Source organism: uncultured Thermosynechococcus sp., assembly GCF_937958135.1.
Taxonomy (GTDB): Bacteria; Cyanobacteriota; Cyanobacteriia; order Thermosynechococcales; family Thermosynechococcaceae; genus Thermosynechococcus.
This window is the reverse complement of record NZ_CALGOG010000073.1, coordinates 12,374-36,087: the sequence shown is the minus strand read 5'-3', so window position 1 is coordinate 36,087 and position 23,714 is coordinate 12,374. Positions and strand designations below refer to the sequence as shown.

37 protein-coding genes and 1 tRNA gene are annotated in these 23,714 nt (G+C 53.9%); 8 read left to right on the top strand and 30 right to left on the bottom strand.

Features of this window, described 5'->3' with window-relative positions:
* Positions 1 to 9: 9 nt before the first annotated feature.
* Together Q0711_RS09240 and Q0711_RS09235 are read right to left on the bottom strand one after the other, a co-directional pair.
* Positions 10 to 207 carry a lipopolysaccharide assembly protein LapA domain-containing protein gene (locus tag Q0711_RS09240; protein WP_298615169.1) on the bottom strand — a complete coding sequence of 66 codons (198 nt, stop codon included), beginning with the start codon at positions 205 to 207 and terminating at the stop codon, positions 10 to 12.
* Positions 208 to 459, bottom strand: a complete 252-nt coding sequence (locus Q0711_RS09235) for a hypothetical protein (protein ID WP_298615166.1) — start codon at positions 457 to 459, stop codon at positions 208 to 210.
* Between the two features lie 268 nt (positions 460 to 727).
* On the opposite strand from Q0711_RS09235, the gene Q0711_RS09230 reads away from it, so the two are divergent.
* From Q0711_RS09230 to Q0711_RS09210, 5 genes are all read left to right on the top strand, one after another.
* Complete coding sequence (locus Q0711_RS09230; protein WP_299042344.1) at positions 728 to 2,752, top strand: GspE/PulE family protein; 2,025 nt, start codon at positions 728 to 730, stop codon at positions 2,750 to 2,752.
* Between the two features lie 73 nt (positions 2,753 to 2,825).
* Positions 2,826 to 3,923: a type IV pilus twitching motility protein PilT gene (locus Q0711_RS09225; protein ID WP_298615160.1), complete on the top strand. Its 1,098-nt coding sequence runs from the start codon at positions 2,826 to 2,828 to the stop codon at positions 3,921 to 3,923.
* Between the two features lie 35 nt (positions 3,924 to 3,958).
* Positions 3,959 to 5,179, top strand: coding sequence for a type II secretion system F family protein (locus Q0711_RS09220; protein ID WP_298615157.1), 1,221 nt, complete (start codon positions 3,959 to 3,961; stop codon positions 5,177 to 5,179).
* Between the two features lie 8 nt (positions 5,180 to 5,187).
* On the top strand, positions 5,188 to 5,664 hold the full coding sequence (locus Q0711_RS09215) for a J domain-containing protein (RefSeq protein WP_298617056.1): 477 nt from the start codon (positions 5,188 to 5,190) through the stop codon (positions 5,662 to 5,664).
* The gene (locus Q0711_RS09210; RefSeq protein ID WP_298615151.1) at positions 5,661 to 5,933 is read left to right on the top strand and encodes a DUF3143 domain-containing protein; all 273 of its coding nucleotides are present in this window, start codon (positions 5,661 to 5,663) and stop codon (positions 5,931 to 5,933) included. Before Q0711_RS09215 ends, Q0711_RS09210 begins: the two co-directional genes overlap by 4 nt.
* On the opposite strand, the gene Q0711_RS09205 is transcribed toward Q0711_RS09210, so the two are convergent.
* Both Q0711_RS09205 and Q0711_RS09200 read right to left on the bottom strand, forming a co-directional pair.
* Entirely contained in the window at positions 5,930 to 6,274 is a 345-nt protein-coding gene (locus Q0711_RS09205) for a hypothetical protein (protein ID WP_298617057.1), read from the bottom strand. The genes Q0711_RS09210 and Q0711_RS09205 overlap by 4 nt on opposite strands.
* Positions 6,275 to 6,569: 295 nt before the next feature.
* Positions 6,570 to 7,721: an aminotransferase class V-fold PLP-dependent enzyme gene (locus tag Q0711_RS09200; protein ID WP_298613733.1), complete on the bottom strand. Its 1,152-nt coding sequence runs from the start codon at positions 7,719 to 7,721 to the stop codon at positions 6,570 to 6,572.
* A gap of 111 nt (positions 7,722 to 7,832) precedes the next feature.
* Between Q0711_RS09200 and Q0711_RS09195 the strand changes: the two genes are divergently transcribed.
* The 3 genes from Q0711_RS09195 to Q0711_RS09185 all read left to right on the top strand — a co-directional run bounded on the left by Q0711_RS09195 (position 7,833) and on the right by Q0711_RS09185 (position 9,895).
* Positions 7,833 to 7,905 (top strand) — tRNA-Ile (locus Q0711_RS09195).
* A gap of 76 nt (positions 7,906 to 7,981) precedes the next feature.
* Positions 7,982 to 8,353 carry a ferredoxin-thioredoxin reductase catalytic domain-containing protein gene (locus Q0711_RS09190; protein WP_298613731.1) on the top strand — a complete coding sequence of 124 codons (372 nt, stop codon included), beginning with the start codon at positions 7,982 to 7,984 and terminating at the stop codon, positions 8,351 to 8,353.
* A gap of 183 nt (positions 8,354 to 8,536) precedes the next feature.
* A complete protein-coding gene (locus tag Q0711_RS09185; protein WP_298617058.1) occupies positions 8,537 to 9,895 on the top strand; it encodes an MFS transporter in 1,359 nt (452 codons plus the stop codon).
* Here Q0711_RS09185 and aguB read toward each other — a convergent pair.
* From aguB to rpsC, 26 genes are read right to left on the bottom strand one after another with little or no spacing between them, the layout of a single operon-like run.
* Complete coding sequence (aguB, locus tag Q0711_RS09180) at positions 9,888 to 10,745, bottom strand: N-carbamoylputrescine amidase (protein ID WP_298977205.1); 858 nt, start codon at positions 10,743 to 10,745, stop codon at positions 9,888 to 9,890. The two genes, Q0711_RS09185 and aguB, sit on opposite strands and share 8 nt — an antisense overlap.
* Positions 10,742 to 11,770 (bottom strand): agmatine deiminase family protein, encoded by a 1,029-nt coding sequence (locus Q0711_RS09175; protein WP_298613725.1) that lies wholly within the window; start codon positions 11,768 to 11,770, stop codon positions 10,742 to 10,744. Before Q0711_RS09175 ends, aguB begins: the two co-directional genes overlap by 4 nt.
* Before the next feature lie 9 nt (positions 11,771 to 11,779).
* A complete protein-coding gene (gene rpmE, locus Q0711_RS09170) occupies positions 11,780 to 12,055 on the bottom strand; it encodes a 50S ribosomal protein L31 (RefSeq protein ID WP_298613723.1) in 276 nt (91 codons plus the stop codon).
* 39 nt (positions 12,056 to 12,094) lie between these two features.
* Complete coding sequence (rpsI, locus tag Q0711_RS09165) at positions 12,095 to 12,508, bottom strand: 30S ribosomal protein S9 (RefSeq protein ID WP_298613721.1); 414 nt, start codon at positions 12,506 to 12,508, stop codon at positions 12,095 to 12,097.
* 2 nt (positions 12,509 to 12,510) lie between these two features.
* Positions 12,511 to 12,969: a 50S ribosomal protein L13 gene (rplM, locus tag Q0711_RS09160; RefSeq protein ID WP_298613719.1), complete on the bottom strand. Its 459-nt coding sequence runs from the start codon at positions 12,967 to 12,969 to the stop codon at positions 12,511 to 12,513.
* A gap of 16 nt (positions 12,970 to 12,985) precedes the next feature.
* Complete coding sequence (gene truA / locus Q0711_RS09155; RefSeq protein WP_298617060.1) at positions 12,986 to 13,828, bottom strand: tRNA pseudouridine(38-40) synthase TruA; 843 nt, start codon at positions 13,826 to 13,828, stop codon at positions 12,986 to 12,988.
* Between the two features lie 6 nt (positions 13,829 to 13,834).
* Positions 13,835 to 14,185, bottom strand: coding sequence for a 50S ribosomal protein L17 (gene rplQ / locus Q0711_RS09150; RefSeq protein ID WP_298613714.1), 351 nt, complete (start codon positions 14,183 to 14,185; stop codon positions 13,835 to 13,837).
* Between the two features lie 22 nt (positions 14,186 to 14,207).
* Positions 14,208 to 15,173: a DNA-directed RNA polymerase subunit alpha gene (locus Q0711_RS09145; protein ID WP_298613712.1), complete on the bottom strand. Its 966-nt coding sequence runs from the start codon at positions 15,171 to 15,173 to the stop codon at positions 14,208 to 14,210.
* A gap of 29 nt (positions 15,174 to 15,202) precedes the next feature.
* Positions 15,203 to 15,595 (bottom strand): 30S ribosomal protein S11, encoded by a 393-nt coding sequence (gene rpsK, locus Q0711_RS09140; protein WP_298613710.1) that lies wholly within the window; start codon positions 15,593 to 15,595, stop codon positions 15,203 to 15,205.
* Between the two features lie 42 nt (positions 15,596 to 15,637).
* Positions 15,638 to 16,018, bottom strand: a complete 381-nt coding sequence (rpsM, locus tag Q0711_RS09135) for a 30S ribosomal protein S13 (RefSeq protein WP_298613708.1) — start codon at positions 16,016 to 16,018, stop codon at positions 15,638 to 15,640.
* A 33-nt stretch (positions 16,019 to 16,051) separates the two neighbouring features.
* Positions 16,052 to 16,165, bottom strand: coding sequence for a 50S ribosomal protein L36 (gene rpmJ, locus Q0711_RS09130; RefSeq protein WP_011055957.1), 114 nt, complete (start codon positions 16,163 to 16,165; stop codon positions 16,052 to 16,054).
* A 60-nt stretch (positions 16,166 to 16,225) separates the two neighbouring features.
* Complete coding sequence (gene infA, locus Q0711_RS09125) at positions 16,226 to 16,450, bottom strand: translation initiation factor IF-1 (protein WP_011055956.1); 225 nt, start codon at positions 16,448 to 16,450, stop codon at positions 16,226 to 16,228.
* Entirely contained in the window at positions 16,443 to 17,030 is a 588-nt protein-coding gene (locus tag Q0711_RS09120; protein ID WP_298613704.1) for an adenylate kinase, read from the bottom strand. The genes infA and Q0711_RS09120 overlap by 8 nt, the downstream gene beginning before the upstream one ends.
* Positions 17,030 to 18,340, bottom strand: a complete 1,311-nt coding sequence (gene secY, locus Q0711_RS09115; protein ID WP_298613702.1) for a preprotein translocase subunit SecY — start codon at positions 18,338 to 18,340, stop codon at positions 17,030 to 17,032. The genes Q0711_RS09120 and secY overlap by 1 nt, the downstream gene beginning before the upstream one ends.
* A 12-nt stretch (positions 18,341 to 18,352) precedes the next feature.
* Positions 18,353 to 18,817, bottom strand: a complete 465-nt coding sequence (gene rplO, locus Q0711_RS09110; RefSeq protein WP_298613700.1) for a 50S ribosomal protein L15 — start codon at positions 18,815 to 18,817, stop codon at positions 18,353 to 18,355.
* Between the two features lie 13 nt (positions 18,818 to 18,830).
* Positions 18,831 to 19,355: a 30S ribosomal protein S5 gene (gene rpsE, locus Q0711_RS09105; protein ID WP_298613698.1), complete on the bottom strand. Its 525-nt coding sequence runs from the start codon at positions 19,353 to 19,355 to the stop codon at positions 18,831 to 18,833.
* An 11-nt stretch (positions 19,356 to 19,366) separates the two neighbouring features.
* Complete coding sequence (rplR, locus tag Q0711_RS09100; protein WP_298613696.1) at positions 19,367 to 19,729, bottom strand: 50S ribosomal protein L18; 363 nt, start codon at positions 19,727 to 19,729, stop codon at positions 19,367 to 19,369.
* Positions 19,730 to 20,293, bottom strand: a complete 564-nt coding sequence (gene rplF / locus Q0711_RS09095; protein WP_298613694.1) for a 50S ribosomal protein L6 — start codon at positions 20,291 to 20,293, stop codon at positions 19,730 to 19,732.
* A gap of 18 nt (positions 20,294 to 20,311) precedes the next feature.
* Positions 20,312 to 20,713 (bottom strand): 30S ribosomal protein S8, encoded by a 402-nt coding sequence (rpsH, locus tag Q0711_RS09090; protein WP_298613692.1) that lies wholly within the window; start codon positions 20,711 to 20,713, stop codon positions 20,312 to 20,314.
* 29 nt (positions 20,714 to 20,742) lie between these two features.
* Entirely contained in the window at positions 20,743 to 21,288 is a 546-nt protein-coding gene (rplE, locus tag Q0711_RS09085) for a 50S ribosomal protein L5 (RefSeq protein WP_298613690.1), read from the bottom strand.
* Between the two features lie 58 nt (positions 21,289 to 21,346).
* On the bottom strand, positions 21,347 to 21,700 hold the full coding sequence (rplX, locus tag Q0711_RS09080; protein WP_298613688.1) for a 50S ribosomal protein L24: 354 nt from the start codon (positions 21,698 to 21,700) through the stop codon (positions 21,347 to 21,349).
* Entirely contained in the window at positions 21,700 to 22,068 is a 369-nt protein-coding gene (gene rplN, locus Q0711_RS09075; protein ID WP_298613686.1) for a 50S ribosomal protein L14, read from the bottom strand. Before rplN ends, rplX begins: the two co-directional genes overlap by 1 nt.
* 11 nt (positions 22,069 to 22,079) lie before the next feature.
* Positions 22,080 to 22,328 carry a 30S ribosomal protein S17 gene (gene rpsQ, locus Q0711_RS09070; protein WP_011055945.1) on the bottom strand — a complete coding sequence of 83 codons (249 nt, stop codon included), beginning with the start codon at positions 22,326 to 22,328 and terminating at the stop codon, positions 22,080 to 22,082.
* On the bottom strand, positions 22,328 to 22,540 hold the full coding sequence (gene rpmC / locus Q0711_RS09065) for a 50S ribosomal protein L29 (protein ID WP_298613683.1): 213 nt from the start codon (positions 22,538 to 22,540) through the stop codon (positions 22,328 to 22,330). The genes rpsQ and rpmC overlap by 1 nt, the downstream gene beginning before the upstream one ends.
* Positions 22,541 to 22,542: 2 nt before the next feature.
* Positions 22,543 to 22,974: a 50S ribosomal protein L16 gene (gene rplP, locus Q0711_RS09060; RefSeq protein WP_298613681.1), complete on the bottom strand. Its 432-nt coding sequence runs from the start codon at positions 22,972 to 22,974 to the stop codon at positions 22,543 to 22,545.
* Between the two features lie 14 nt (positions 22,975 to 22,988).
* Positions 22,989 to 23,705, bottom strand: coding sequence for a 30S ribosomal protein S3 (rpsC, locus tag Q0711_RS09055; RefSeq protein ID WP_298613679.1), 717 nt, complete (start codon positions 23,703 to 23,705; stop codon positions 22,989 to 22,991).
* Between the last annotated feature and the right edge of the window lie 9 nt (positions 23,706 to 23,714).

Below are 23,714 nucleotides of genomic sequence, written 5' to 3'. Positions count from 1 at the left end.
ATCGCCACTTCATCGCCGTAGGGGACGGGTTAAATAGGGTACCCACAGGGCGATCGCTGCCACAAAAATCAGCAGCAAGCCAAGGGGCATCTCAATGGACTGCCAGAATAAAAATCTCAGGGATACCGCTTTAGCATTCTGTACCGAAAAAAGGGCGATCGCCCCACTGCCCATCATCCACAAAAGAAAGAGTAAAAAGCGGCGCATCTATCTTTTTTTACTTTCAGCCTTTTCTGCTTGGCGGATCATGTCTTCTGTTTTATGGTAGCGGTTATAGACCGAAAAGCCATCCAACATCCCTTTGAGCAGACCATTGAGCTGAGCGCGACTACTGGCACTGACTGTACTCAAGGGTGACGGCAAAAAGCGATCGCCAAAAGCCACAAAGACCACCCCCCCCACCAGCAGCGGCAGGATTAAATCCTTGACGCGCATGTTGAGACCCACCTTAACACGCATTGCGCAACCCTCCACAACAGAACAATTCAAGCGATTGATGGAAAGAAATACCCCTCAGCCTGCAGTCATCCCTACGCTATTAATGTGCCTCATGCAACAGGGAAAGTTTACAGTGAGTAGCCAAAAAACTAATTGAGCGATCGCCCTTTTCCCACCGCCGCCGCAGCATTGCCTCAATCTGAACCACCTCTTCCCGAAAGAGGGATGAAATCCTTGGGAAAGTTGTTGCTAGTATAGTAGGCAAGCCATCCAGACCCTAACGCGCCCTATGGTCAACACATCCTCATCTTCCTCTCGCAAAGCGCTGACTGTGCGCGGCAGAGCCGCCAGCCCCACAGAACGAGCTATTGTTGCCGCCGGTTATGCCAGTATTGATCAGGTGCGGGAGGCCATGAATACCGCCCGCAAAACCGGTAAATCTCTGGTGACCGTGCTGCAGGAGATTACGGGCACCACCATGCCCCCCGATTTGTTGCGCCAGTACCACAAGCAACAGCTTTTTGAACTCAAAGTCATCTACGGTGTCGATTGTCTCGACCCCGAACTCAATCGCTTCCCCATCGAGCAAATCGAGGAACTGATCAACACAATTGTCCCGATTGACACCTGCCGCACCTACCAAGTGATCCCTGTTGCCAAACATCTCGACGCCGACCCTCCCTATCTGCTGGTGGCAATGGTGGATCCCGATAACCTGCAAGCCATTGACAACCTCAACCGCCTCCTGCGCGCTCACAACCTCACCCTCAAGCGGATGGTGATCACCCTAGAGGACTACCAACGCCTCATTGACCCCATTCTCAACAAACAAGTGGCGGAAACGGCCGCCAGTAAAGCTGCCCCGGCCGCGATTGGTGAAATCAACATTGAAGAAGACATCGAAGCCATAGGGGGTCTCGAAGAACTGGAAGGGGAGCAAGAGGTTGACCTGGCTGAAGCTTTAAGAGGGGCAGAAGACGCACCGATTATTGCCCTGGTGAATAAAATTTTGGCCAAAGCCCTCACTGAAGGGGTTTCTGATATTCACGTTGAACCTCAAGAGGAATACTTGCGAATTCGCTTCCGCAAAGATGGGGTATTGCAGCAAGCCTTTGACCCCCTGCCGAAGAAGATCGTACCCGCCGTGGTTTCCCGCTTCAAAATCTTGGCTGACCTCGACATTGCCGAGCGGCGTGCCCCCCAAGATGGTCGTATCCGCAAAATGTTCCAAGGGCGACGGGTGGACTTCCGCGTGAATACCCTCCCCAGCCGCTGGGGTGAAAAGGTCGTACTGCGGATTCTCGATAACTCCGCCACCCAACTGGGTCTGGACAAGCTGATTACCGACCCTGAGAGTCTGGCCATTGTGCGGGAGATGATCAAGCGTCCCTTTGGCTTGATCCTCGTTACAGGACCCACTGGTTCAGGGAAAACCACCACCCTATACTCGGCGCTTGCTGAGTGTAATCATCCTGGGGTCAACATCAGCACAGTGGAAGACCCGATTGAGTACACGCTCCCCGGCCTAACACAGGTGCAGGTCATTCGTGAAAAGGGCATGGACTTCGCCTCCATTCTACGGGCCTTTCTCCGCCAAGACCCCGATGTGATTCTGGTGGGGGAGACTCGCGACAAGGAAACAGCCAAAACCGCCATTGAAGCGGCCTTAACAGGTCACTTGGTGCTGACCACCCTGCACACGAATGATGCCGCCAGTGCCGTTGCCCGTCTCTCGGAAATGGGGATTGAACCTTTTATGGTCTCCGCCTCCTTAATTGGTGTCGTCGCCCAGCGCCTCATGCGGCGGGTATGTACTGAGTGTCGCATTCCCTATACTCCTACCCGTGAAGAATTAGCACGTTTTGGGCTGTCGGCCTCAGAGACAACCGGCATTACGTTCTACAAGGCCAACACATTAACCCCTGAACAAATTCAGACTGCTAAAGCCAGCGGGCAACCGATTTGCAGTAAGTGTGGCGGTGTTGGCTACAAAGGGCGGTGTGGGGTCTATGAAATTATGCGGGTGACGGAGCGCCTGCAAAGACTGATTACCGAGGGTGCCCCCACTGAACAGATTAAGGAAGCGGCGGTGGAAGAGGGGATGAAGACGCTGCTGGCCTACAGCTTAAATCTTGTCAAGCAGGGGTTGACTACCCTCGAAGAAGTGGAGCGCGTCACCTTTACGGACACAGGTCTCGAATCAGAACTCAAGGCCAAACGTAAGAGTTCTTTGACCTGCCGTAACTGTGGTGCCGAAGCGCAGCCCGAATGGTTAGAATGCCCCTATTGCATGACACCCCGCTTTGTGGATTGACAAGATCAGGATTATCCATATCCAGTGATAACTTTCGTGTTGTTGACCAAACCACTTAGATGAGGAACACCCTATGGAGCTAATGATTGAAGACCTAATGGAGCAAGTGGTGGCCAATGGTGGCTCCGATTTACATATCTCTGCTGGCTTACCCCCCTACATTCGCATCAGTGGCAAGCTCACACCGACGGACTACGAGCCACTCACCCCAGAGCAATGCCAGCGCCTGATCTTCAGTATGCTCAACAATACCCAACGCAAACACCTAGAGCAAAACTGGGAGTTGGACTGCTCCTATGGGGTGCGGGGTTTAGCACGGTTCCGCGTCAATGTCTATAAGGATCGGGGAACCTACGCTGCCTGCTTGCGGGCCCTGAGTTCTAAAATCCCTACATTTGAGCAGTTGGGGTTGCCCAATGTGGTTCGTGAGATGTGTGAGCGCCCCCGTGGTTTGATTCTAGTAACCGGCCCCACGGGATCAGGAAAAACCACCACCCTTGCGGCCATGATTGACCTGATCAACAAGACCCGTGCCGAGCATATTCTGACAATTGAGGATCCCATTGAGTTTGTCTATGAACCCATCAAAAGTCTCATCCATCAACGGCAAGTAGGCGAAGACACCAAGAGTTTTGCCAATGCGCTGCGGGCAGCCTTGCGCGAAGACCCCGACATTATTCTGGTGGGTGAGATGCGGGATTTAGAAACGATTCAATTGGCCATCTCCGCAGCGGAAACGGGGCACCTTGTCATGGGGACGCTCCACACCAGTTCTGCGGCTCAAACTGTTGACCGCATGGTGGACGTGTTCCCACCAGAGCAGCAACAGCAAATTCGTGTCCAGCTGTCGAACTCGTTGGTGGCCGTCTTTAGCCAAACGCTCGTTCCCAAGAAAAATCCTAAGCCGGGTGAATTCGGGCGGATTATGGCCCAAGAGATTATGGTAGTGACCCCCGCGATCTCCAACCTGATTCGTGAAGGGAAAACGTCACAAATTTATTCGGCGATTCAAACGGGAGGCAAGCTGGGGATGCAAACCCTTGAAAAGGTTCTTGCTGATTACTATCGCGCTGGAATCATCACCTATGAAGCTGCCATGTCTAAATCCTCGCGTCAGGATGAGCTGCAACGTCTCATTGGCACGGGAACACCGGCGGCAGCCGCACGCTAGTTAGCAATCATTGAGAAAAGAAGGGGTATTCAGTCATGGCAACCTATGAAGTGCGGATACGGGATGCCCAAGGCAAGTACAAAACCGTCCGCGAGGAAGCTGCGACACCGCGGGAAGCACGTATGGCCTTGCAATTGCAAGGGGTACAGGTTCTAGAGGTCAAGGAGGCAAAAACCCTTACCCTGAAGTCTGATATTGACCTCAGTTTTTTAGCAAAGATTACGGTGAAGGACAAGGCCATCTTTGCTCGGCAGTTTGCGGCACTTGTGAACGCAGGCGTGGCGTTGGTGCGCGGGATCGGTGTGTTGGCCGATCAGTGCACAAACCCAAAACTGAAAAAAATCCTCATGGCCGTCAACAACGACATTCAGCAGGGGAGCAGCCTAGCGGATGCAATGCGCCCTCATCCAGAAGCCTTTGACAATCTTTTCATTGCTATGATCCAAGCTGGGGAAACGGGGGGGGTGCTGGACGAAGTGCTCAACCGTCTTTCCAAACTACTAGAGGATCAAGCCCGACTCAACAACCAGATCAAGTCTGCCCTGACGTATCCCGTCGTGGTGGGTCTGCTGGCAGTGGGGATTTTCTTGGGGATGGTGATTTTCCTCATCCCTGTTTTTGAGGGAATTTTCAAACAGTTGGGTGGGGAATTGCCCCCCTTTACAGCCATGATGGTGGCCCTTAGTCAGTTCCTGCGCACGCCCCAGTACATGGCTTTGTTGATTCTCTGTGTGGTTGGTTTGGTCTTAGGAATTCGCTTTTACTACAAGACCCCCAACGGTCGCCTGACGATTGACGGTTTGTTATTGAAGCTACCTCTTTTTGGTGAGTTGGTGGAAAAAACGGCGGTGGCACGCTTCTGCCGCACGTTTGGCTCACTCTCCCGTTCCGGGGTACCGATTTTGCGCTCCCTTGAGATTGTCAGTGCTACAGCGGGTAACCAAGTGATTTCCAATGCTATTGACCGCGCGGCAAAGGAAGTGCAACAGGGAGGAATGCTCAGCCTTGCCCTACAACAGGAACGGGTGTTTCCAGTTCTGGCGACCCAAATGATTAACGTGGGGGAAGAAACAGGGGAACTGGATAAGATGCTGATGAAGGTGGCAGACTTCTATGAAGACGAGGTGGAGCAAGCGGTCAAAGCCCTCACGAGTGTGATGGAACCCTTGATGATTGTGGTGCTAGGGGGTATGGTAGGGTCAATTCTGGTGGCGATGTACCTGCCCATGTTCAAGATCTTCGATCTGGTCAAATAACCCTGGTTATGGTCCCTCGGTCTCCGTCGCGCACCCATTACGATGTCCTTGAGGTGGCACCCACCGCCTCTTTAGCGGAGATCCGCCGTGCCTATCGGGAAAAGAGCAAGCTCTACCATCCGGATACGACCACGTTGCCGCTGGCGATCGCCCGTGAGGAGTTCCATCGCCTCAATGAGGCCTATGCAGTGCTGAGCAATCCGGAACAGCGGCAGTGGTATGACTTGCAATTGCGCTTGCGGTTACAATCAAAACAGGCCAGCCCGATGGGGATAGGAAGTTCCCATCGTCGCCCGCAAGAGTCTGGGCGTTCTACCGCGATGCTCTCCGAGGATCGCCCCCTCTCGCCAGGGGAGCTTTTTGCCTTGTTTATCTTAGGGATGACATTTGTCGGTTGTCTGGTGCTGGCGGTGATTGTCGGTTTGTCCCAACAGGGGCAAGAATGGATCTTGCAAATTGTCAGTTACATTTCAGAACTTGGATGAATACCCTGCCTAATCCCCAAACGCCCCTCTACAACCACGCCTTGCCGCAAATTGAAGCATGGCTTCAACAGCAGGGCTGTGTGCGGGACGAAACAGACATTCATTGCTGGGAGTTAGAGCACCCCCAGTGGTCAGCCCGGATTTGCTTGGACATTGAAGAGCTACAGATAACCTATCGCGATCGCCGTGCAGGCACTGTTGTGCAACGATCTTTCAAGTACTCCTGTTCCCGCGCTGCCGTAGAGGAAGCAATTTTTGCAGGCCCTTAAACCGCCATCATGACGGGCATTGCTGGAGTTTTTTGGCCGGTTTGATCCTTGATTCGCTTCAGGCCAAAAATCCAAAGAATTTGATCTTCAATGGCTGCCGCTTGCTCTTTTGCCCCTGCTTTCAACAGCAGTTGGTAGGTCATCATCAGCTTCTCAATTTCAGCCACTTGGGTACGGACTTCTTCTTCATCTAGATAGAGACTTTCAAGAACTGCGTTCAAGTCTGCCTCGGGATCAGCCACTAAACAAGCCCCCTCCACCGCCACAGATTTGAGCTGCCCCTGGTATTGCCGCAGCAGACGGCGAATGGTGTAGGCAGTAACAGGTAATAACTTTCTCATGTTGTGTTCCCCCCGTTTTTATCGGCACTTTTCACAGCCAAGTTTCCCTCTGTTCACTTCCACCCGTGGGCAAATTTTGTGGGGGATCAACAGGGGAGATAACTATTCATGAAGGGCTGGTTTACCATACGTTATTATTCTATGCACTCTGCAACTGGGGGATCATGCGTAATTCTACGGAGAAGCACTTTTAGATGTGATTTAGATCACGAAAGTCATGACATTATGGACATTTGAGGACATTGTAAATTTATGTCAAGAAACTATAACTGTTAACAACATGTAACAAGGCCATTTATCGCGGCTGGCGGAGTTCCTGAATGCTATTGCGAATCTGCTGCAGGGCAAAATCAATCTCTGTCTCTGTAGTGGTACGCAATAGGCCAAAGCGCAGTGAGGCACGGGCAAGGGCGGGCGATCGCCCTAGGGCGAGGAGGACATGGGAAGGAGTTGGTTTTTCGCTACTACAGGCAGCCCCCGTTGAGAGGGCAACGTGGGGATAAATAGAGCGCAGGAGGGTATTACCCTCAACCCCACCAATACTGACATTGAGACAGTTGGGCAAACTCTGCTGCCAATCCCCATTGAGATAAATCTCCCCAAGGGAGGCCAGCCCCTGCCACAGCCGTTCTTTAAGACGCCATAGATGGGGAATATCGGTGCCTTGACGTTCCTGAGCCAGTTGTACCGCCGTGCCAAAGCCGACAATCAGGGGAGTGGCCAAGGTGCCCGATCGCCAGCCCTGTTCTTGACCGCCACCGTGGAGCTGAGGGGCTAATTGGACGCGGGGGCGATCGCGCCGCACGTACAGAGCACCAATCCCCTTAGGGCCATAGAGTTTGTGGGCAGTGAGGGACATGAGATCCACTTGGAGTGCTTGCACATCCAAGGGAATTTTCCCCAAAGCCTGAGCGGCATCGGTATGGAAGAGCACCCCGCGCTCGCGACAGCGGTGCCCAATCTCCGCCAAGGGCTGGAGCACCCCAATCTCATTATTGGCGGCCATCACCGACACCAAGATGGTCTCCTTGGTAAAGGCTTGCTCTAACTCACCAAGATCAATGAACCCTTTCTCATTGACCCCCAGATAGGTGATGCGAAAGCCAAGGGACTCCAAGTAGCGGCAGGGGGCTAAGACCGCATTGTGCTCGGTCTGCACGGTAATCACATGGCGACCCCGACTGTAGTAGGCTTCCGCCACTCCCTTAATCGCCAAGTTGTCTGCTTCGGTGGCACCGCTGGTAAAAACGATTTCTTCAGGATGGGCATGGATGGCTGCGGCAATGGTTTCGCGCGCTTGATCAATAGCTGCTGCCGCCTCCCAGCCGTAGGCATGGGCACGATTACTGGCATTGCCGGGGCGATCGCTAAAATAGGGCAGCATGGCTGCCAGCACTTGAGGATCAACAGGCGTGGTGGTCATCCCGTCCAAATAGATTGGTTTCATCCGAGCTGGCGATAGAGTATTCTATATTTCAGCCTAGCAAGCTCAACTCAGGGGCAAGTCTAGGTGCCAGCGGCACTATAGTGAAAATAGAACAACACGTTACCTCTCAGCCCAGGGTTGGCCGAGCGGATGAGGCAGCGAACTCATAATTCGCCATAGGCTGGTTCAACTCCAGCACCCTGGATTTTTCAATCGAATCACCGCGAATCCCGCGATGCCTTCCGCTAAACTGAAAGAAGCTTTATATCGCAAATTTTGCCATGAGTAGCCCCTATAAACCGCAACAGGCCTCCGACAAAAACCTTGAAGCCATGCGCAAGTTTGCGGAAACCTACGCCAAGCGCACGGGAACCTATTTTTGCTCCGATTTGGGGACAACTGCCGTGGTGTTAGAGGGATTAGCCAAGCATAAGGACGATTACGGCTCTCCCCTGTGTCCCTGCCGCCACTATGAAGACAAAGAAGCAGAAGTTGCGGCCGCCTACTGGAACTGCCCCTGTGTGCCCATGCGCGAACGGCGGGAATGTCACTGTCTTCTCTTTCTAACCCCAGATCATCCCTTTGCGGGTACGGCTCAAGAGATTTCCTTTGAGCAAATTCGCGAGGAAACCAATCGCTTTACAGTTTCTTAGTACTTTAGGATAACCATCATTGCATCCCTATAGATGCCGACAGGAACGAACTGACGGGCGGGAATGGGACTAGAGATTTCAAGGGGTGTAGGGGCATGATTCACAGGCCCTAAGGTACGCAAACTGCTCCCGCCGATACTATCCCCCCAAATTTGTCGAGGTGTAAAATGGCTTGCATGACCAATGCCAAAGCCAATCGTGACTTTGCCTCTTTCTCCTCTATTGCGGTGCCTAGGGAATCGCGCCTTTGCCCATCTTTATGCGGCGCAAACGATCAACCTAATTGGGGATGCATTCACGTGGCTCGGCCTAGGACTCCTTGCTTTTGAGTTGGCAGGCGAGAATTCGGCACTATGGCTCTCAACCGCCTTAACCCTGCGGGTCACCCTCTTTGTGCTATTGGCTCCTATTGCCGGTGTCTTAGCAGATCAGTTGGATCGCAAGGGGTTGATGGTGACAACCCATCTTGTGCGTATGGTTTTGGTCTCATTGTTTCCATTTGTCAGTGATAGCTGGCAATTGTATCTGCTGGTAGCCCTGCTCAGCGGATTTCACGCCCTCTTTACCCCAACCTACACGGCCACATTACCTCTAATCACAACTGCTGAGGAGTGCCCAGCAGCGATCGCCCTCTCGAATGCCACATATCAGCTCCTAAGTGTTTTAGGCCCAGCCCTTGCGGGCAGTGTTGCGGCACTGTTTAACACTCGTTCAGTGTTCTTCTTGGATGCCTTGACGTTTTTGGGAGCAGCGGGATTAATTGCTGGGCTGCCCACGGCTTTGCTTGTCCCTAGAGAAGGAGTGGTCTCCCCCCATAGAGGATTTCTTGAGGAGCTTAGCGTCGGCAGTCAGTGCCTTTGGTGGGATGCAGCGATTCGCTATGGGTTGCTGCTGCAATTGGTGGCGGCGATCGCCGGCGCTGAAATTTTGGTGAATACTGTTGGCTCTGTTCAGGGTACGCTACAGGCAGGAAGTCAGGCCTACGGCTCGATCATGGCGGCATTTGGTCTGGGTGCTACTCTGGCTGCGGTTATTTGGGGTTATTTCTGTCGCAGGCTCAGTGCAGTGGTGGCGATGGGTCTGGGAGGGATACTGACGGTGCTGCCGCTCCTGACTGCCGATGGTGCCAATGTTCCTAGCCTTGCTCTGCTGTGGGGGATCGCTGGTATGGGTAAAACCCTGGTCAATGTACCCATGCAGACAATGATTGCTGAGCGAGTGGCCGTGGATTTGCAGGGGCACGTTTACGGTGCCCAGTTTGCTTGGAGTCATCTTTGGTGGGTCTTGGCCTATCCCCTAGCGGGATGGTTTGGCAGTCAATTTCCCGCCCAACACTTTTTCTATGCAGGTCTCAGTGGTCTAGTGCTTTTCATCGCCTTTGCCGTTTTGAGCCAACCGTGGCAATTGCAGCATCTCCCCACCGGTTTTTGGCATAGTCATCCCCATGATCACGACAGCGAACATGATCATCATCATCCACACCGGCTACAGGTTCATCCGCACTTGCACTTTCATACCAACCAACCCACGGCAATTAGATAACACCATCGGCAGTCAACAGGGCTTTGTAGAGTCCGGGTCGGCGATCGCGGAAGAAGCCATAGGCGGCCCGCAGGCGCTCAATTTCCTCTAGATCGAATTTGTGAACTAGAACCGCTTCTTGGCAGCGATCGGCCTCGGCCACCAGATCTCCCCTCGGATTGGCAATAAACGAGCTGCCATAAAATACTTGCCCCCCCTCATCCCCAACGCGATTTGCCGCCACTACGGGAATCACATTGGCCACGGCATGGCCAATCATGACCCGTTGCCACGGATCCTTGGTATCTAGCGTTGGATCCTGAGGTTCACTGCCAATGGCGGTGGGATACACCAGCACCTCTGCTCCCATGAGGGTCATCACCCGTGCTGCCTCCGGGAACCACTGATCCCAACAGATGCCGACGCCAATTTTGCCATAGCGGGTGCGCCAGACCCGAAAGCCTGTATTTCCCGGTCGGAAGTAAAACTTTTCCTCATAGCCGGGGCCATCGGGAATATGACTTTTGCGATAGACACCGAGATTAACTCCCCCCGCATCAATCATCGCCACACTGTTGTAATAGACGGTGCCCGCCTTTTCAAAAAAGGAGACGGGAATGACCACCTCCAGTTCCCGCGCCAAGGCTTCAAAGTGGGCAATTGTTGGGTGGTTTTTTAGGGGGTGTGCCCGCTGAAAGTGAGTCTCCCGCTCTTCCTTACAAAAATAGTGCCCTTCAAATAGCTCCGGCAGGACAATGACCTGCGCTCCCTGCTGATGCGCCTGCCGTACCAAATCGCTGAGGTGCAAAATATTGGTCTCAACATCATCGGTCAGTTGAGCTTGAATGGCAGCAACAGTCAGTGTTCTCATAATTCCTGCTGGGTAATGCAATGGAAGGCGCCTCCTCCCTCCAAAATCGTGCGGGCGGGAAGGCCAACGGTTCTGCGACTGGGAAAGAGCTTAGCGATCGCTGCAACGGCTTTGGCATCGGCTTCGACACCATAGGTGGGGACAACCACCGTGGTATTGGCAATGTAAAAGTTTAGATAGCTCGCCGGCAAAATCCCTCCTCCGCGGCTAGGGATCCGCCCCGGTGAGGGCACCGGGATCACCGTTAGGGAGCGGCCTCTGGCATCCGTCAGGGTTTGCAACTGTTCGTAAATGGTCACCAAGGTCGCATGGTTGGGATCCTCAGGACTTTCGGGCAACATACAGACCACCGTTGCGGGGGCTACAAAACGCACGAGCGTATCAATGTGTCCATCCGTGTGGTCATTCACAAGGCCACAGGAGTCAATCCAGAGGATTTTGCTCACACCAAGGGCTGGCTTGAGGCGGGCTTCCACCTCCGCAGCGTCTAAAGAGGGGTTGCGGTTAGGGTTGAGGAGGCACTGACGAGTGGTAAGGCAGGTTCCTTCACCATCTACTTCGATGGCTCCCCCCTCTAATACTAGGGACACCGTCCTGTAGGGCACACCCATGAGCATGGCTAGGCGCATCGCTAAGTCGCTGTCGCCGGGGAAGAGGTACTTTTTCCCCCAACCATTAAAAGGCAAACAGAGGAGGCAACGCTCCCCCGCTGCATTGATTAAGCCCACAGGAGCCGTATCCCGCAGCCAAATGTCACCAAAGGAGAGTTGATAAAACTGGGCATTGAGACCCCCTAGGTAGGCGCGGGCAGTAGCTTCCCCTGCTTCATCCAGCACCAAAATTTTCAATTGCTCCCCGCGGCAGTGGCCTGTCAGGGGATCGGGATCAGCGATCGCCCGACATAGGGCGGCAAACTCCAAACGCACCTGCGGTAGTAGGTCACCCCACAAATCTTCATGACTGGGGAAAGCCAACCAACAGGCGCGGTGGGGCAGCCACTCGGCGGGCTGAAAAAAGGGGGACATGAGGAGCGATTAGCCCTTTTTGTTGGTTTTAGGCGCAGGCTTAGCAGCGGCTTTTTTCCCTTTGGGGGTTTGCTGGGGCTTGGCACCACTATATTTACGGCGGAAACGTTCCACTCGCCCTTCGGCATCAACAATTTTCTGGGTGCCTGTGAAGAAGGGGTGGTTGCCTGACCAGATGTCCACATGCAGCTCCGGTTTCGTGGAACCAACCGTCATGACCACTTCACCATCGCAATAGACTTTGGCTTCGGGATACCACTGGGGATGAATATTTGGTTTTGGCATAGGAGGCTCACCACAAACGAAACGAATAGGACAAAAGTTTTAGCGTTTTGAGTATTGGGGGGCTTTGCGAGCTTTGCGCAAACCGTATTTACGCCGCTCCTTGGCACGGGGATCGCGGGTGAGATAGCCTTCCGTTTTCAAAGGCTTACGGTTTTCGATATCCAGTTGACACAGGGCGCGGGCAATCCCCAAACGAATGGCATCTGCTTGCCCTGTGAGACCACCTCCCCTAGCATTGACATAGATATCGTAGCTACTTTCAAGGCCAAGGGTTTCCAGGGGGGCTTTCACCAAGTTGAGATAGGCGGGATTGTTTTGCAGGTAGTCCGCCCCATTGCGGCCATTAATCAACAGTTGACCGCTGCCGGGGATCAGGCGTACCCGTGCCACCGCCGACTTACGGCGACCGGTTCCCAAGTAAACGACTCGTTTGGACTGATCGGCAATCTGCATCGTTAGGCTCCCGGAATTGTATTAATGGTTAAAGGCTGGGGTTTTTGGGCTTGGTGGGGATGCTCAGGCCCAGCATAAACTTTCAGCTTGGTAAAGAGTTTGCGGCCAAGGGAATTTTTCGGCAGCATCCCTTTGACAGCGTGCTCAATAATCCGCTCTGGAATACGGGCTTGCAGTTGATCAAAGGTTTCAATTTTCATACCGCCGGGGCGTCCCGAGTGACGACGGTAGAGCTTTTTGGAGCGTTTTTTGCCGGTGACGGTAACTTTCTCGGCATTGATGACAATCACAAAGTCACCAGTATCCATGTGGGGGGTGTAAATAGCTTTATTTTTGCCCCTAAGTATGCGGGCAATTTCTGCGGCTAGCCGACCCAGCCGTTGGTTAGCAGCATCAATAACGTACCACTGGGGAGCAAGGTCATCCACGGCGGGCAGGGGTGTCTTCATGGTATTGGTCATCACAAACTCCATGGTTCTATGCAATGGACAATTCAGGGGTAACAAACTGGGGCATCGCCTCGGTGCACAGGGTAAGGGGGAAAGGGGACTCAGGGTAACCCACCCCTAATAGACAAAGACCCGTAGGGGGGGCAGCATACTTAACGAGGTGGCGTTGCTCCTGCTGCCAAATTTCCGTAAAACTGGCGGGCGATCGCTGGCCGCGTCCCACCTGCACCAACAGCCCCACCAGCAGGCGCATCATGCCGTAGAGAAACCCCGATGCTTGGACTTCAATTTCCACAAGGGCACCGCGTCGTCGGCAGCTCACCTCCTGTATCTCTACCCAAGAATGGGCACGATTCGAGCCAGAGCGGTGAAAGGCACTCAGATGATGCCGCCCCAGCAATGGCTGAAGCACTGCCGCCATTTTTTCCACATCCAAGGAATCATAGTAGTAATGCCATGTCCAAGGGCGCAGAAAGATATTGGGGCAGGGATCGGTATAGAGGGTGTAGCGATAGCGCCGCCACAGCGCTGAAAAGCGAGCATGCCAGTGACCGGGCACCGCTGCTGCTGCACGAATAACCACATCGGCGGGCAAGCGCGCGTTGAGAATACCCGGCCAACGATGCACGGGAATGGGTGAGTTGACCGTGACGTGTGCCACTTGACCCGCGGCATGCACCCCTGTGTCGGTGCGACCTGCTGCAACCACAGAGACGGGATGCTTGACAACGCTAGCGATCGCCTGCTCAATCACCTCCTGCACCGTACGTTGTCCCACCTGCCGTTGCCAGCCGTGGAAATAGGTGCCTTGGTACTGAATGAGCAGTGCCAAGCGTTGGCCGCGCTGCGGAGGTGCGATCGCCGTCCTCATGACCTGCTACACCAGTTCAATGACCGCCAATTCGGCATTGTCGCCCCGCCGCCGCACACTGCGGAGAATGCGCGTATATCCACCGTTGCGATCGCCATAGCGCTCTGGGGCTTGGGCAAACAGAGCATGCACCAGTTGCTTATCGTAGAGATAGCCAAGGGCACGCCGCCGTGCCGCTAAAGAGCCATCCTTTGCCAAGGTGATCATCCGCTCTGCCTCTGCACGTACAGCCTTTGCCCGCGCTTTGGTGGTGGTAATGCGGCCGTGGCGAATCAGTTCAGTGGTCAATGCCCGCAGCAGTGCCTTTCGTTGATCCGCTGGCAGTCCTAATTTGGGAACCCGACGTTGGTGACGCATAGACAAACCTCATTCAATCTCTCTAGTTACGGGCAGCTTTTTGGGGCGGTAGGGTAATTCCCAAGTGTTTTTGCAGTGCCTCGATCACTTCCTCGGCAGACTTTTGACCAAAGTTTTTGATCTCCAGTAGTTCTTCTTGGGAATACTCAAGGAGATCAGCCACTGTATTCACTTGCGCGCGCTTGAGACAGTTGTAGGCACGCACCGACAAATTGAGCTGCTCAATGGGGATTTGTCCTGTTTCATCATGCTCATCGGCGGGGGTGGTCTCGGAGGTGTGCAGGGGCACTTCCTTCAAGGGGCTAAAGAGATCCACAAGAATCGTTGCCGCCTGATTGAGGGCATCTTGGGGAGTCAAGCTGCCATTTGTCCAAATTTCCAGCTTTAGGTAGTCTTGGAGCTGGCGATCGCCCTCTGCACCGCTACCGCGTATCGAATCAACGGTATAGTTTACCCGTCGCACGGGCATAAAGACCGCGTCCAACTGGAGATAATCCAAGGCGAGGCGATCGTCCCGTACCCGTTCCACTGAGCGATAGCCACGACCCTGTTCAATCTTGAATTCCATCTCCAAGGTTGCCCCCGGCATCAGCGTGGCAATATAGTGATTGGGGTTGACCACCTCCATTTCAGCGCCCAGTTGCACCATGCCCGCAGTAACGGTCAATGGTTCATTCTCAGGGGCTTGGGCAAAAAGGCGACCCATTTGGGGTTCTGAGGTGTAGCTGCGAATCACCAACTGCTTCATCTGCAGCAAGATGTCCATGACATCTTCGCGCACACCGGGAATCGTCGAAAATTCATGATTTACCCCCGCAATCCGCACCGCTGTCACGGCACTACCGGGTAAGTTGGAAAGGAGAACCCGCCGCAGGGCATTTCCCACCGTAATCCCTTGACCGGGGGTAAGGGGATACAGCGCAAATTTACCGTACTGCCCCTGATCTTCCTCAACCTGTGTTTCTAGACATTCAATTTGGTATGCCATAGCTGTGCTCCCAAGGGACCCAAATTAACCTAAACCCGCCGCCGTTTGGGGGGACGACAACCATTGTGGGGAATAGGGGTCACATCCCGAATAAGAGTAATTTCTAGACCGGCTGCCTGCAGGGCGCGAATTGCTGTCTCCCGACCGGCGCCAGGACCACTCACCATCACCTCTATTTGCCGCATTCCCTGATCAATGGCTCGGCGAGCTGCGTTATCAGCAGCAGTCTGAGCTGCAAAGGGGGTGCCTTTTTTGGCACCTTTGAAACCGCTGGAGCCGGCGGAGGCCCAAGCAATCACCTCACCATTGGGGTCGGTAATTGAGACAATCGTGTTATTAAATGTGGACTGAATGTGGGCAACGCCACTGGGGACATTGCGCTTTTGCTTACGGGGGCCAGAGCGTTTTGCAGAGGGTGCCATAATCTATCCAAACCGTGAATCAGGTAGCAGGAGCGGAAAAGCTTATTTCTTAGCAGCAGGTTTTTTCTTGCCAGCTACAGTGCGGCGAGCACCGCGACGGGTGCGAGCATTGGTACGGGTGCGCTGACCGCGAACCGGCAATCCAAGACGATGCCGACGCCCGCGATAGCAGCCAATGTCCATGAGCCGCTTGATATTCATGGCCTCGAGGCGGCGCAGATCCCCTTCCACTTGGTACTCCTCAACGGCCGCCCGCAGTGCCGCAATATCAGCATCGGTTAAATCGCGGGTACGTGTATCTGGATTCACACCCGTCTTTGCCAAAATTTCTTTGGAGCGGGTCAAACCGATGCCATAGATGTAGGTGAGGGCAATTTCAATGCGTTTGTCGCGGGGTAGATCAACACCAGCAATACGAGCCATGAATCTAGTTCCTATGTATGCAACAACAGTGGGTTACCCTTGGCGCTGCTTGTGCTTCGGATTGGTGCAGATCACCATAACCCGACCACGTCGCCGAATGACGCGGCATTTTTCACAAATACGCCGTACCGATGCTCTTACTTTCATATCAGTTGCTCATGTAGTCGCAAATTTTATATCTTACCAGAGTAGCTAGCAAAGATCAAACTACTTTTTGCGCAGGCGATAGGTAATCCGCCCCTTTGTCAGGTCATAGGGGGTCAATTCCACCTTCACGCGATCGCCCGGCAAAATTTTGATGTAGTTGCGGCGAATCTTACCGGAAATGTGGGCAAGGACATTAAAGCCATTGTCCAAGTCCACCCGAAACATCGCGTTAGGCAATGACTCCGTCACTGTTCCTTCAATTTCAATGGCATCCTGTTTAGACACGGTTCACCTCCCCAATACGTGCTTGAATAGCAGCAGTCACCTCTTCGATCGTACGCGTTCCATCAATGTGCACAAACTTGGGATGACTCATGTACTGCCGAATCATCGGTAGTGTTTCCTGCTCATAGACCTGTACCCGCTTGAGAATGGTTTCCGGGGTATCATCGGAGCGCTGCTGACCATTGGCAGCTTGCTTGGCGCGATTAAGGGCGCGTTCCTGCAGAATCGCAGCCGGCACATCCAAGAAGAGCAAGTAATCATAGTCTTGGTGAATACTTTTGAGCATCTCCTCAAAGACCGCCGCCTGTGCCCCATTGCGGGGAAAACCATCCAAGAGCCAGCCTGGAGCGGTGTCCGGCTGTTGCAAGCGATTGGCCACCATCTCCACAATCACCTGATCGGGTACCAGTTCACCGCGATCCATGTAGCTTTGAGCCTGCTGACCGAGGGGCGTGCCCGCAGCCCGCTCCGCCCGTAGAATATCCCCTGTGGAAATATGGGGAATTCCAAAGAGTGTGGTTAGAATTGCTGCCTGTGTCCCTTTGCCCGAGCCAGGGCCACCAAACAAAACTAAGCGCATTACTGCTTCACCATCCCCTCATAGCGTTGTGAAATCACATAGGTTTGAATCTGTTTTGAGGTGTCAATGGCCACCCCCACCAGGATCAGTAGGGAGGTTGCTCCTAACCCTTGGAACGTGGTCACTTTGGTTGCACTCTCGACGGCTGTAGGAATAATTGCCACCAGTCCTAAAAAGATTGCCCCTAGGAACGTCAAGCGGTTGAGAACCCGCTCTAGGTAATCCGAAGTCGCTTTCCCCGGTCGGATTCCCGGAATACTGGCGCCCATTTTTTTCAAGTTTTGGGACATGTCCACGGGGTTGACCACCAAGGAGGAGTAAAAGTAGCTAAAGAACAGAATCAGGAGCAAATAGAAAATCACGTATAGCCACGGTGTCGGCCCTGCAGGGGAAACATAGCTCGCCAGTCGTGCCACCAGTTCATTGCGGGTAAACTGCGCCAAGGTGGAAGGCAGAATCAATACCGCAGAAGCAAAAATAATCGGCATTACCCCCCCTTGGTTTAGGCGCAGGGGCAAGTAACTGGTTTGTTCGCGGTAGAGTTTGCGCCCCACTTGGCGACGTGCAGAGATGATGGGAATGCGACGGGTACCCTCCTGAACAAAGACAATACCGACAATCATGGCTAAAAAGACAGCCACAAGAATAACGATGCCGCCAATGTTGCCGCCGCTCTCTGCAAGGGCAATTGTCTGACCCACCGAGGAAGGTAAATAGGCAACAATGCTCAAAAAGATCAAAAGCGAAGCCCCGTTACCCACGCCCCGCTCAGTAATCAACTCGGAAATCCACATGACCACGGTTGAGCCAGCGGTCAGGCCAAGGATAATCTCAGCCACAAACCACGCGCCGGGATGCAAAGCCGCACCGGGAATCGAACTGACAAAAATGGCAATGCCAAAACTTTGCAGAACTGCCCAGCCTACAGCGACGTAGCGAGTAATCTGGGAAATTTTGCGGCGGCCGGCCTCCCCTTCATCCTTTTGCAGCCGCTCCAAGGAGGGCAAAGCGGCAGTCAGCAATTGCATAATGATGGAGGCGTTGATGTAGGGTAAGATGCCGAGGGCAAAAATCCCAAGGGCAGAGAGTCCACCGCCTGAAAAGATGTCGAGAAAGCGAATCACGGCATTATCTTGAACGGTCTGGGCAAAAACAGCGCGATCAATCCCCGGAATGGGCAAATAAATCCCAAGCCGTACCAAGATCAGTAGCCCAATGGTAATCAGGAGTCGCCCCCGCAGACCAGCTGCTTGAGCCATCTGCATAAATGTTTCTTGGGCAGTGGGTGCCTTGCCGCGATTCACAATCATATGGGGGTTCCTCTATTCACTGTCGGCAGCAACGGAGGTCTCTACACATACCCCACCGGCAGCTTCAATCTTGCTGCGGGCACTGCCACTAAAGGCAGCGGCATGAACCTCTAGCTTGACGTTTAGCTCACCATCCCCCAACACCTTGAGGGGATATTTAGCGGTGGTGAGAATACCCGCCTCAAGGAGAGACTCAGCCGTCACGACACTATTGGCGGGTAGGGTATTGAGACGACCCACGTTGATCGTAGTGTAAACCTTCCGGTTGACGAGGGGAAAGTGCTTAAGTTTGGGAAGACGACGATAGAGGGGGTTTTGACCGCCTTCAAAGCCGGGACGGGTGGAGCGACCGGACCGGGATTTTTGTCCCCGCATCCCAAAGCCACCGCTTGCTCCTTGACCTGCGGCAATACCCCGACCAATCCGCCGTTTGCGCCGTCTTGATCCCGCTTGGGGGTGCAGATCCTGAAACCGCATGGACAACTCCTAACTATTTGCTATAGAGATTTTCGATGGGAATTTCCCGCTCTTCAGCAACTTCCTGGAAGGTGCGCAACGCCGCAAGGGCTTCGAGGGCAGCGCGGGCATTATTGAGGGGATTGCTAGAGCCTAGTTGTTTGGCGAGTACATTGCGTACCCCTGCCAGTTCCAGAACAGTGCGCACGGAGCCACCCGCAATTACCCCAGTTCCTGGGGCAGCGGGGCGAATCATAACGCGGGCAGCGCCCCCTTCGCCAAACGTGGGGTGGGGAATTGAGTTGGATTTGGTGATTGGCACGTCAATAAGGTGCTTTTTGCCATCGGCCACCCCTTTGCGCACGGCACTAATGACATCGGCAGCTTTGCCGACACCCACACCCACTTGGCCACGCTCGTTGCCAACGACAACAATGGCGCGGAAGCTGAGTTTCTTACCACCTTTGACCACTTTGGAGACGCGGCGGATCTGCACGACCCGCTCTTGCCAGTCGGTCTCTTTTTCAACTTTGCGGGGGTTTTTACGACGATTTGCCATCGGGTCATCCTCTAAAAGTCTAGTCCAGCTTCACGGGCAGCATCCGCCAAGGCCTTAATACGACCATGGTAGAGATTGCCACCGCGATCAAAGACAACGCGCTCAATACCAGCAGCTTTGGCACGCTCTGCAATGAGTCGCCCCACTTCGATGGAGGCGGCACAGGTGCTGCCATCCCCCAGTTTCTGCCGCAGTTCTGGCTCAAGACTGGAAGCAGCCACGAGGGTGTGGTGGCGAGTATCATCAATCACTTGGGCATAGATGTGCTGATGGGAACGAAACACAGCGAGGCGGGGGCGATCGCCGGTACCTTTGACTTTGCGGCGAATGCGCTGATGCCGACTTTGGCGAGCCGCAGTACGAGTTTTCTTCATCTATTTCTTCCCTGTCTTACCAACTTTACGACGCACAAATTCACCCATATAGCGAATACCCTTGCCCTTGTAGGGTTCAGGGGGACGTACGGCGCGAATACGGGCAGTGGTGTTGCCCACCAGTTCTTTATCAATACCACTCACAAGGATAATCGTGCCTTGCTGTACTTTTTTACCTTGGTTGTCCTCAATTTCTAGGGTAATGCCCTCGGGTGGCACAATCTCAACGGGGTGGCTATAGCCCATGTTCAGAACAAGGGTTTTACCTTGGAGTTGGGCACGGTAACCAACTCCTTGAATCTCCAGCTTTTTTGTAAATCCTTGGGAGACGCCTTCCACCATGTTGGCCAAGAGTGTGCGGCAGAGGCCATGGCGTTCTTTGGCCGGGCGAGAGTCATCGCGGCGTTTAACCACAATGGTTTCCCCTTCTTGGGCAACACTTACCTCGGGCGGAAAAACGCGGCTAAGTTGACCCTTGGGGCCTTTGACTGTGACCTGCTGCCCCTCTAGGGTGAGGGTGACATTTTTGGGCAGAGGGATGGGACGCTTGCCGATACGAGACATGTGGGACTTCCTCCGAGCTTACCAAACGTAACAGAGTACTTCGCCGCCAATGCCCTGCTTCCGTGCCTCGCGATCGGTCATAATGCCGCTGGAGGTGGAGATAATGGCAATGCCGATGCCACCGAGCACCCTGGGCAACTCACGGGAATTGGCATAGACGCGCAGACCGGGTTTGCTCACCCGCTTGAGCGCAGTAATAACCGGCTGGCGCTGCTTGCCGCGATATTTGAGGGAAACCACAAGCTGCCGTTTAACGCCGTCCCCTTGCTCTTCAAAATCGCGAATAAACCCTTCCGCTTTCAGTACCTGCGCAATACTGCGGGTCATGCGCGTGGCCGGAACTGTGGTGGTTTGATGCCGCGCAAGGTTTGCGTTGCGGATGCGAGTTAGCATATCGCCAATCGTGTCATTTACTGCCATAGTTGCTCCTTAAAAATCTGCCTGCGGCGTTAGTTCTCACGGAACGGCATGCCCATTGCTTTGAGCAGGGCGCGTCCCTCTTCATCAGTATTGGCAGTGGTGATGATTGAGACATCCATGCCGCGAATTTGATCAATGTCGTCGTAGTTGACTTCGGGGAAAATCAGTTGCTCGCGCAAGCCTAGGGTGTAGTTGCCCCGCCCATCAAAGCTTTTGGGGTTGACACCGCGAAAATCACGAATTCGTGGCAGTGCCAAGTTAATCAACCGATCCAAAAAGGCATACATGCGCTCGGAGCGCAGCGTCACCGCCACCCCTACGGGCATGCCTTTGCGAATCTTGAAGCCGGCGATCGCCTTCTTGGCACGGGTGACTACGGGCTTTTGGCCTGTAATCATGGCAATTTCCGCCAGTGTGGCTTCAAGGGCTTTGGCATTTTGTGCTGCTTCACCAAGCCCTCGGTTGACAGTTATTTTGACAATCTTGGGCACTTGGTGAATGTTTTTGTACTGGAATTGCTGCATGAGCTGAGGCACAACGGTCTTGTTATAGTGATCTTTGAGGCGTTGGGGCATAGGGCTTCTCCTAGGGACGTTCTCTGGGCTGGGTCAGAGAGGGGGAAATAAGTTAGACCTAGTCAATAATTTCACCGGTTTTTTTAAGCATCCGTACCTTACGGCCATCTTCGGTGTAGGTATAGCAGATGCGGCTGGCAACGTTGTGCTTGGTGGAGTAGAGCATCACCTTGCAACTGTAGATCGGTGCCTCTTTGGTGATAATTTGCCCGGATTCTCCCTCTTGGCGGGGCTTGACGTGTTTGGTTTTCAGGTTCACCCCTTTGACAATCACTTGACTGGTCTTGGGGAAAACAGCAAGGACTTCACCCACTTTAGCTTTGTCCCTGCCAGCAATAACTTGAACCGTGTCCCCTTTTTTCACGTGCATACGATAGCGCACAGGCTTTTTGTTTGCTTTCTTGGCCGCCATTAGAGTACCTCCGGTGCCAATGAAACAATTTTCGTGAAGTTTTTATCCCGCAGTTCCCGCGCCACCGGACCAAAGACACGGGTGCCGCGAGGGTTGCCATCTTGGTTAATCAAGACAGCAGCATTGTCGTCAAAGCGAATGCTCATGCCACTTTCGCGGCGAATGGTTTTGCGGGTGCGCACAATCACAGCGCGAACCACGTCGGATTTTTTCACTGCCATATTCGGGATGGCGTCTTTGACGGTGGCAATGATCACATCGCCAACACTGCCGTAGCGACGGTTGCTGCCGCCGAGGACGCGAATACAGAGGAGCTTTTTAGCGCCGCTATTATCGGCAACGTTGAGATAGGTTTCCTGTTGAATCATGCTGGCTCTCCTTAGGCAGTGCGAGGACTGAGAATCTCGGCAATGACCCAACGCTTGGTGCGACTCAGGGGACGGGTTTCCCGAATGCGCACGCGATCGCCCACTTTAGCTTCGTTGTTTTCATCATGGGCTTTGTAGCGGCGGGTTTTGACGACAATTTTGCCGTACTTAGGATGGGGGGCGCGGTTTTCGACGGCAACGACGACGGTTTTTTGCATTTTGTCGCTGACAACAACGCCAACACGTTCTTTTACTGCCATTAGCTTTGGCCTCCACTGCGGCGACGTTCATTCTCAAGGGTTAAAAGCTGTGCCAACTCATGGCGCAGATGCTTAAATTGATGGGGCTTGACCGCTTGGCGGGTAGCTTTTTTGAAGCGCAGCTCAAAGAGTTCTTTCTTAATCGCAGCAATGCGATCGCTCACCTCTTGATCACTGAGTTTTCGTAGATCTTTCATTTTCGTCAGTGCCATCTTTAACCCTCCTGTTGTTCCTCTTCTTGATTGCGCATCAGAAAACGGGTCTTGATCGGCATTTTGTAGGCGGCAAGACGCAGCGCTTCACGGGCAATGGCCTCCGGCACACCGGCAATTTCATACATAATGCGACCGGGCTTAACTACCGCCACCCAGTACTCCGGTGAGCCTTTCCCTGACCCCATCCGTGTTTCCGCTGGCCGCATCGTCACAGGCTTATCGGGGAAAATGCGAATCCAGATTTTGCCACCGCGGCGGATGTAGCGGGTCATGGCGCGACGGCCTGCTTCAATTTGTCGTGAGGTGATCCACGCGGGCTCAAGGGCTTGGAGGGCATAGTCGCCAAAGTGGATGGAGTTGCCACGACTGGCAACCCCCGTCATGCGACCCCGCTGCTGTTTGCGAAATTTTGTACGCTTTGGACTTAACATCGCTGGCTTTCCTATTAGTTAGAGCGATTTTCAAATTGGGGTAGGCGGCGTTGGGGACTGCGGCGGCTGGGTTCCCGTGTCACTGCTTCAGTTTGTCCCGGCAGGACTTCGCCTTTGAAGAGCCACACCTTCACGCCTAAAATGCCGTAGATGGTGCGCGCTGTGCGGTAGGCGTAGTCAATGTCTGCCCGCAAGGTATGTAGGGGGACTCGCCCTTCCCGTGTCCATTCAGTGCGGGCAATTTCTGCCCCATTCAGGCGACCCGCCACTTGGACTTTAATGCCCTCAACTCCCGCTCGCTGTGCCCGCTGAATCGCTTGGCGCACGACTCGGCGGAAGGCCACCCGCCGCTCTAGTTGCTGGGTAATATATTCTGCCAAAAGACTGGCTTCAGCATCCACGCGGTTAACTTCCACCACGTTGACTTTAATGGTGCGATTACTGGGGAGCATCTGCCGCAGTTGCTTGCGCAGTTCCTCAATCCCTTGGCCGCCTTTACCAACGACCACACCGGGACGGGCGGTGCGAATTTGCAGCTCTATTTGATCTGCTTTGCGCTCGATGCGCACTTCCGCAATGCCGGCGTTGGCCAGTTGCTTGTTAATAAACGTGCGAATGCGGTGGTCCTCCTGCAGTAGCTCTGGATAGCGATCGCTATTGGCGTACCAGCAGGAGCGATGTTCTTGGGTAATGCCGAGGCGAAAGCCAATTGGGTGAATCTTCTGTCCCACGGTGGTATC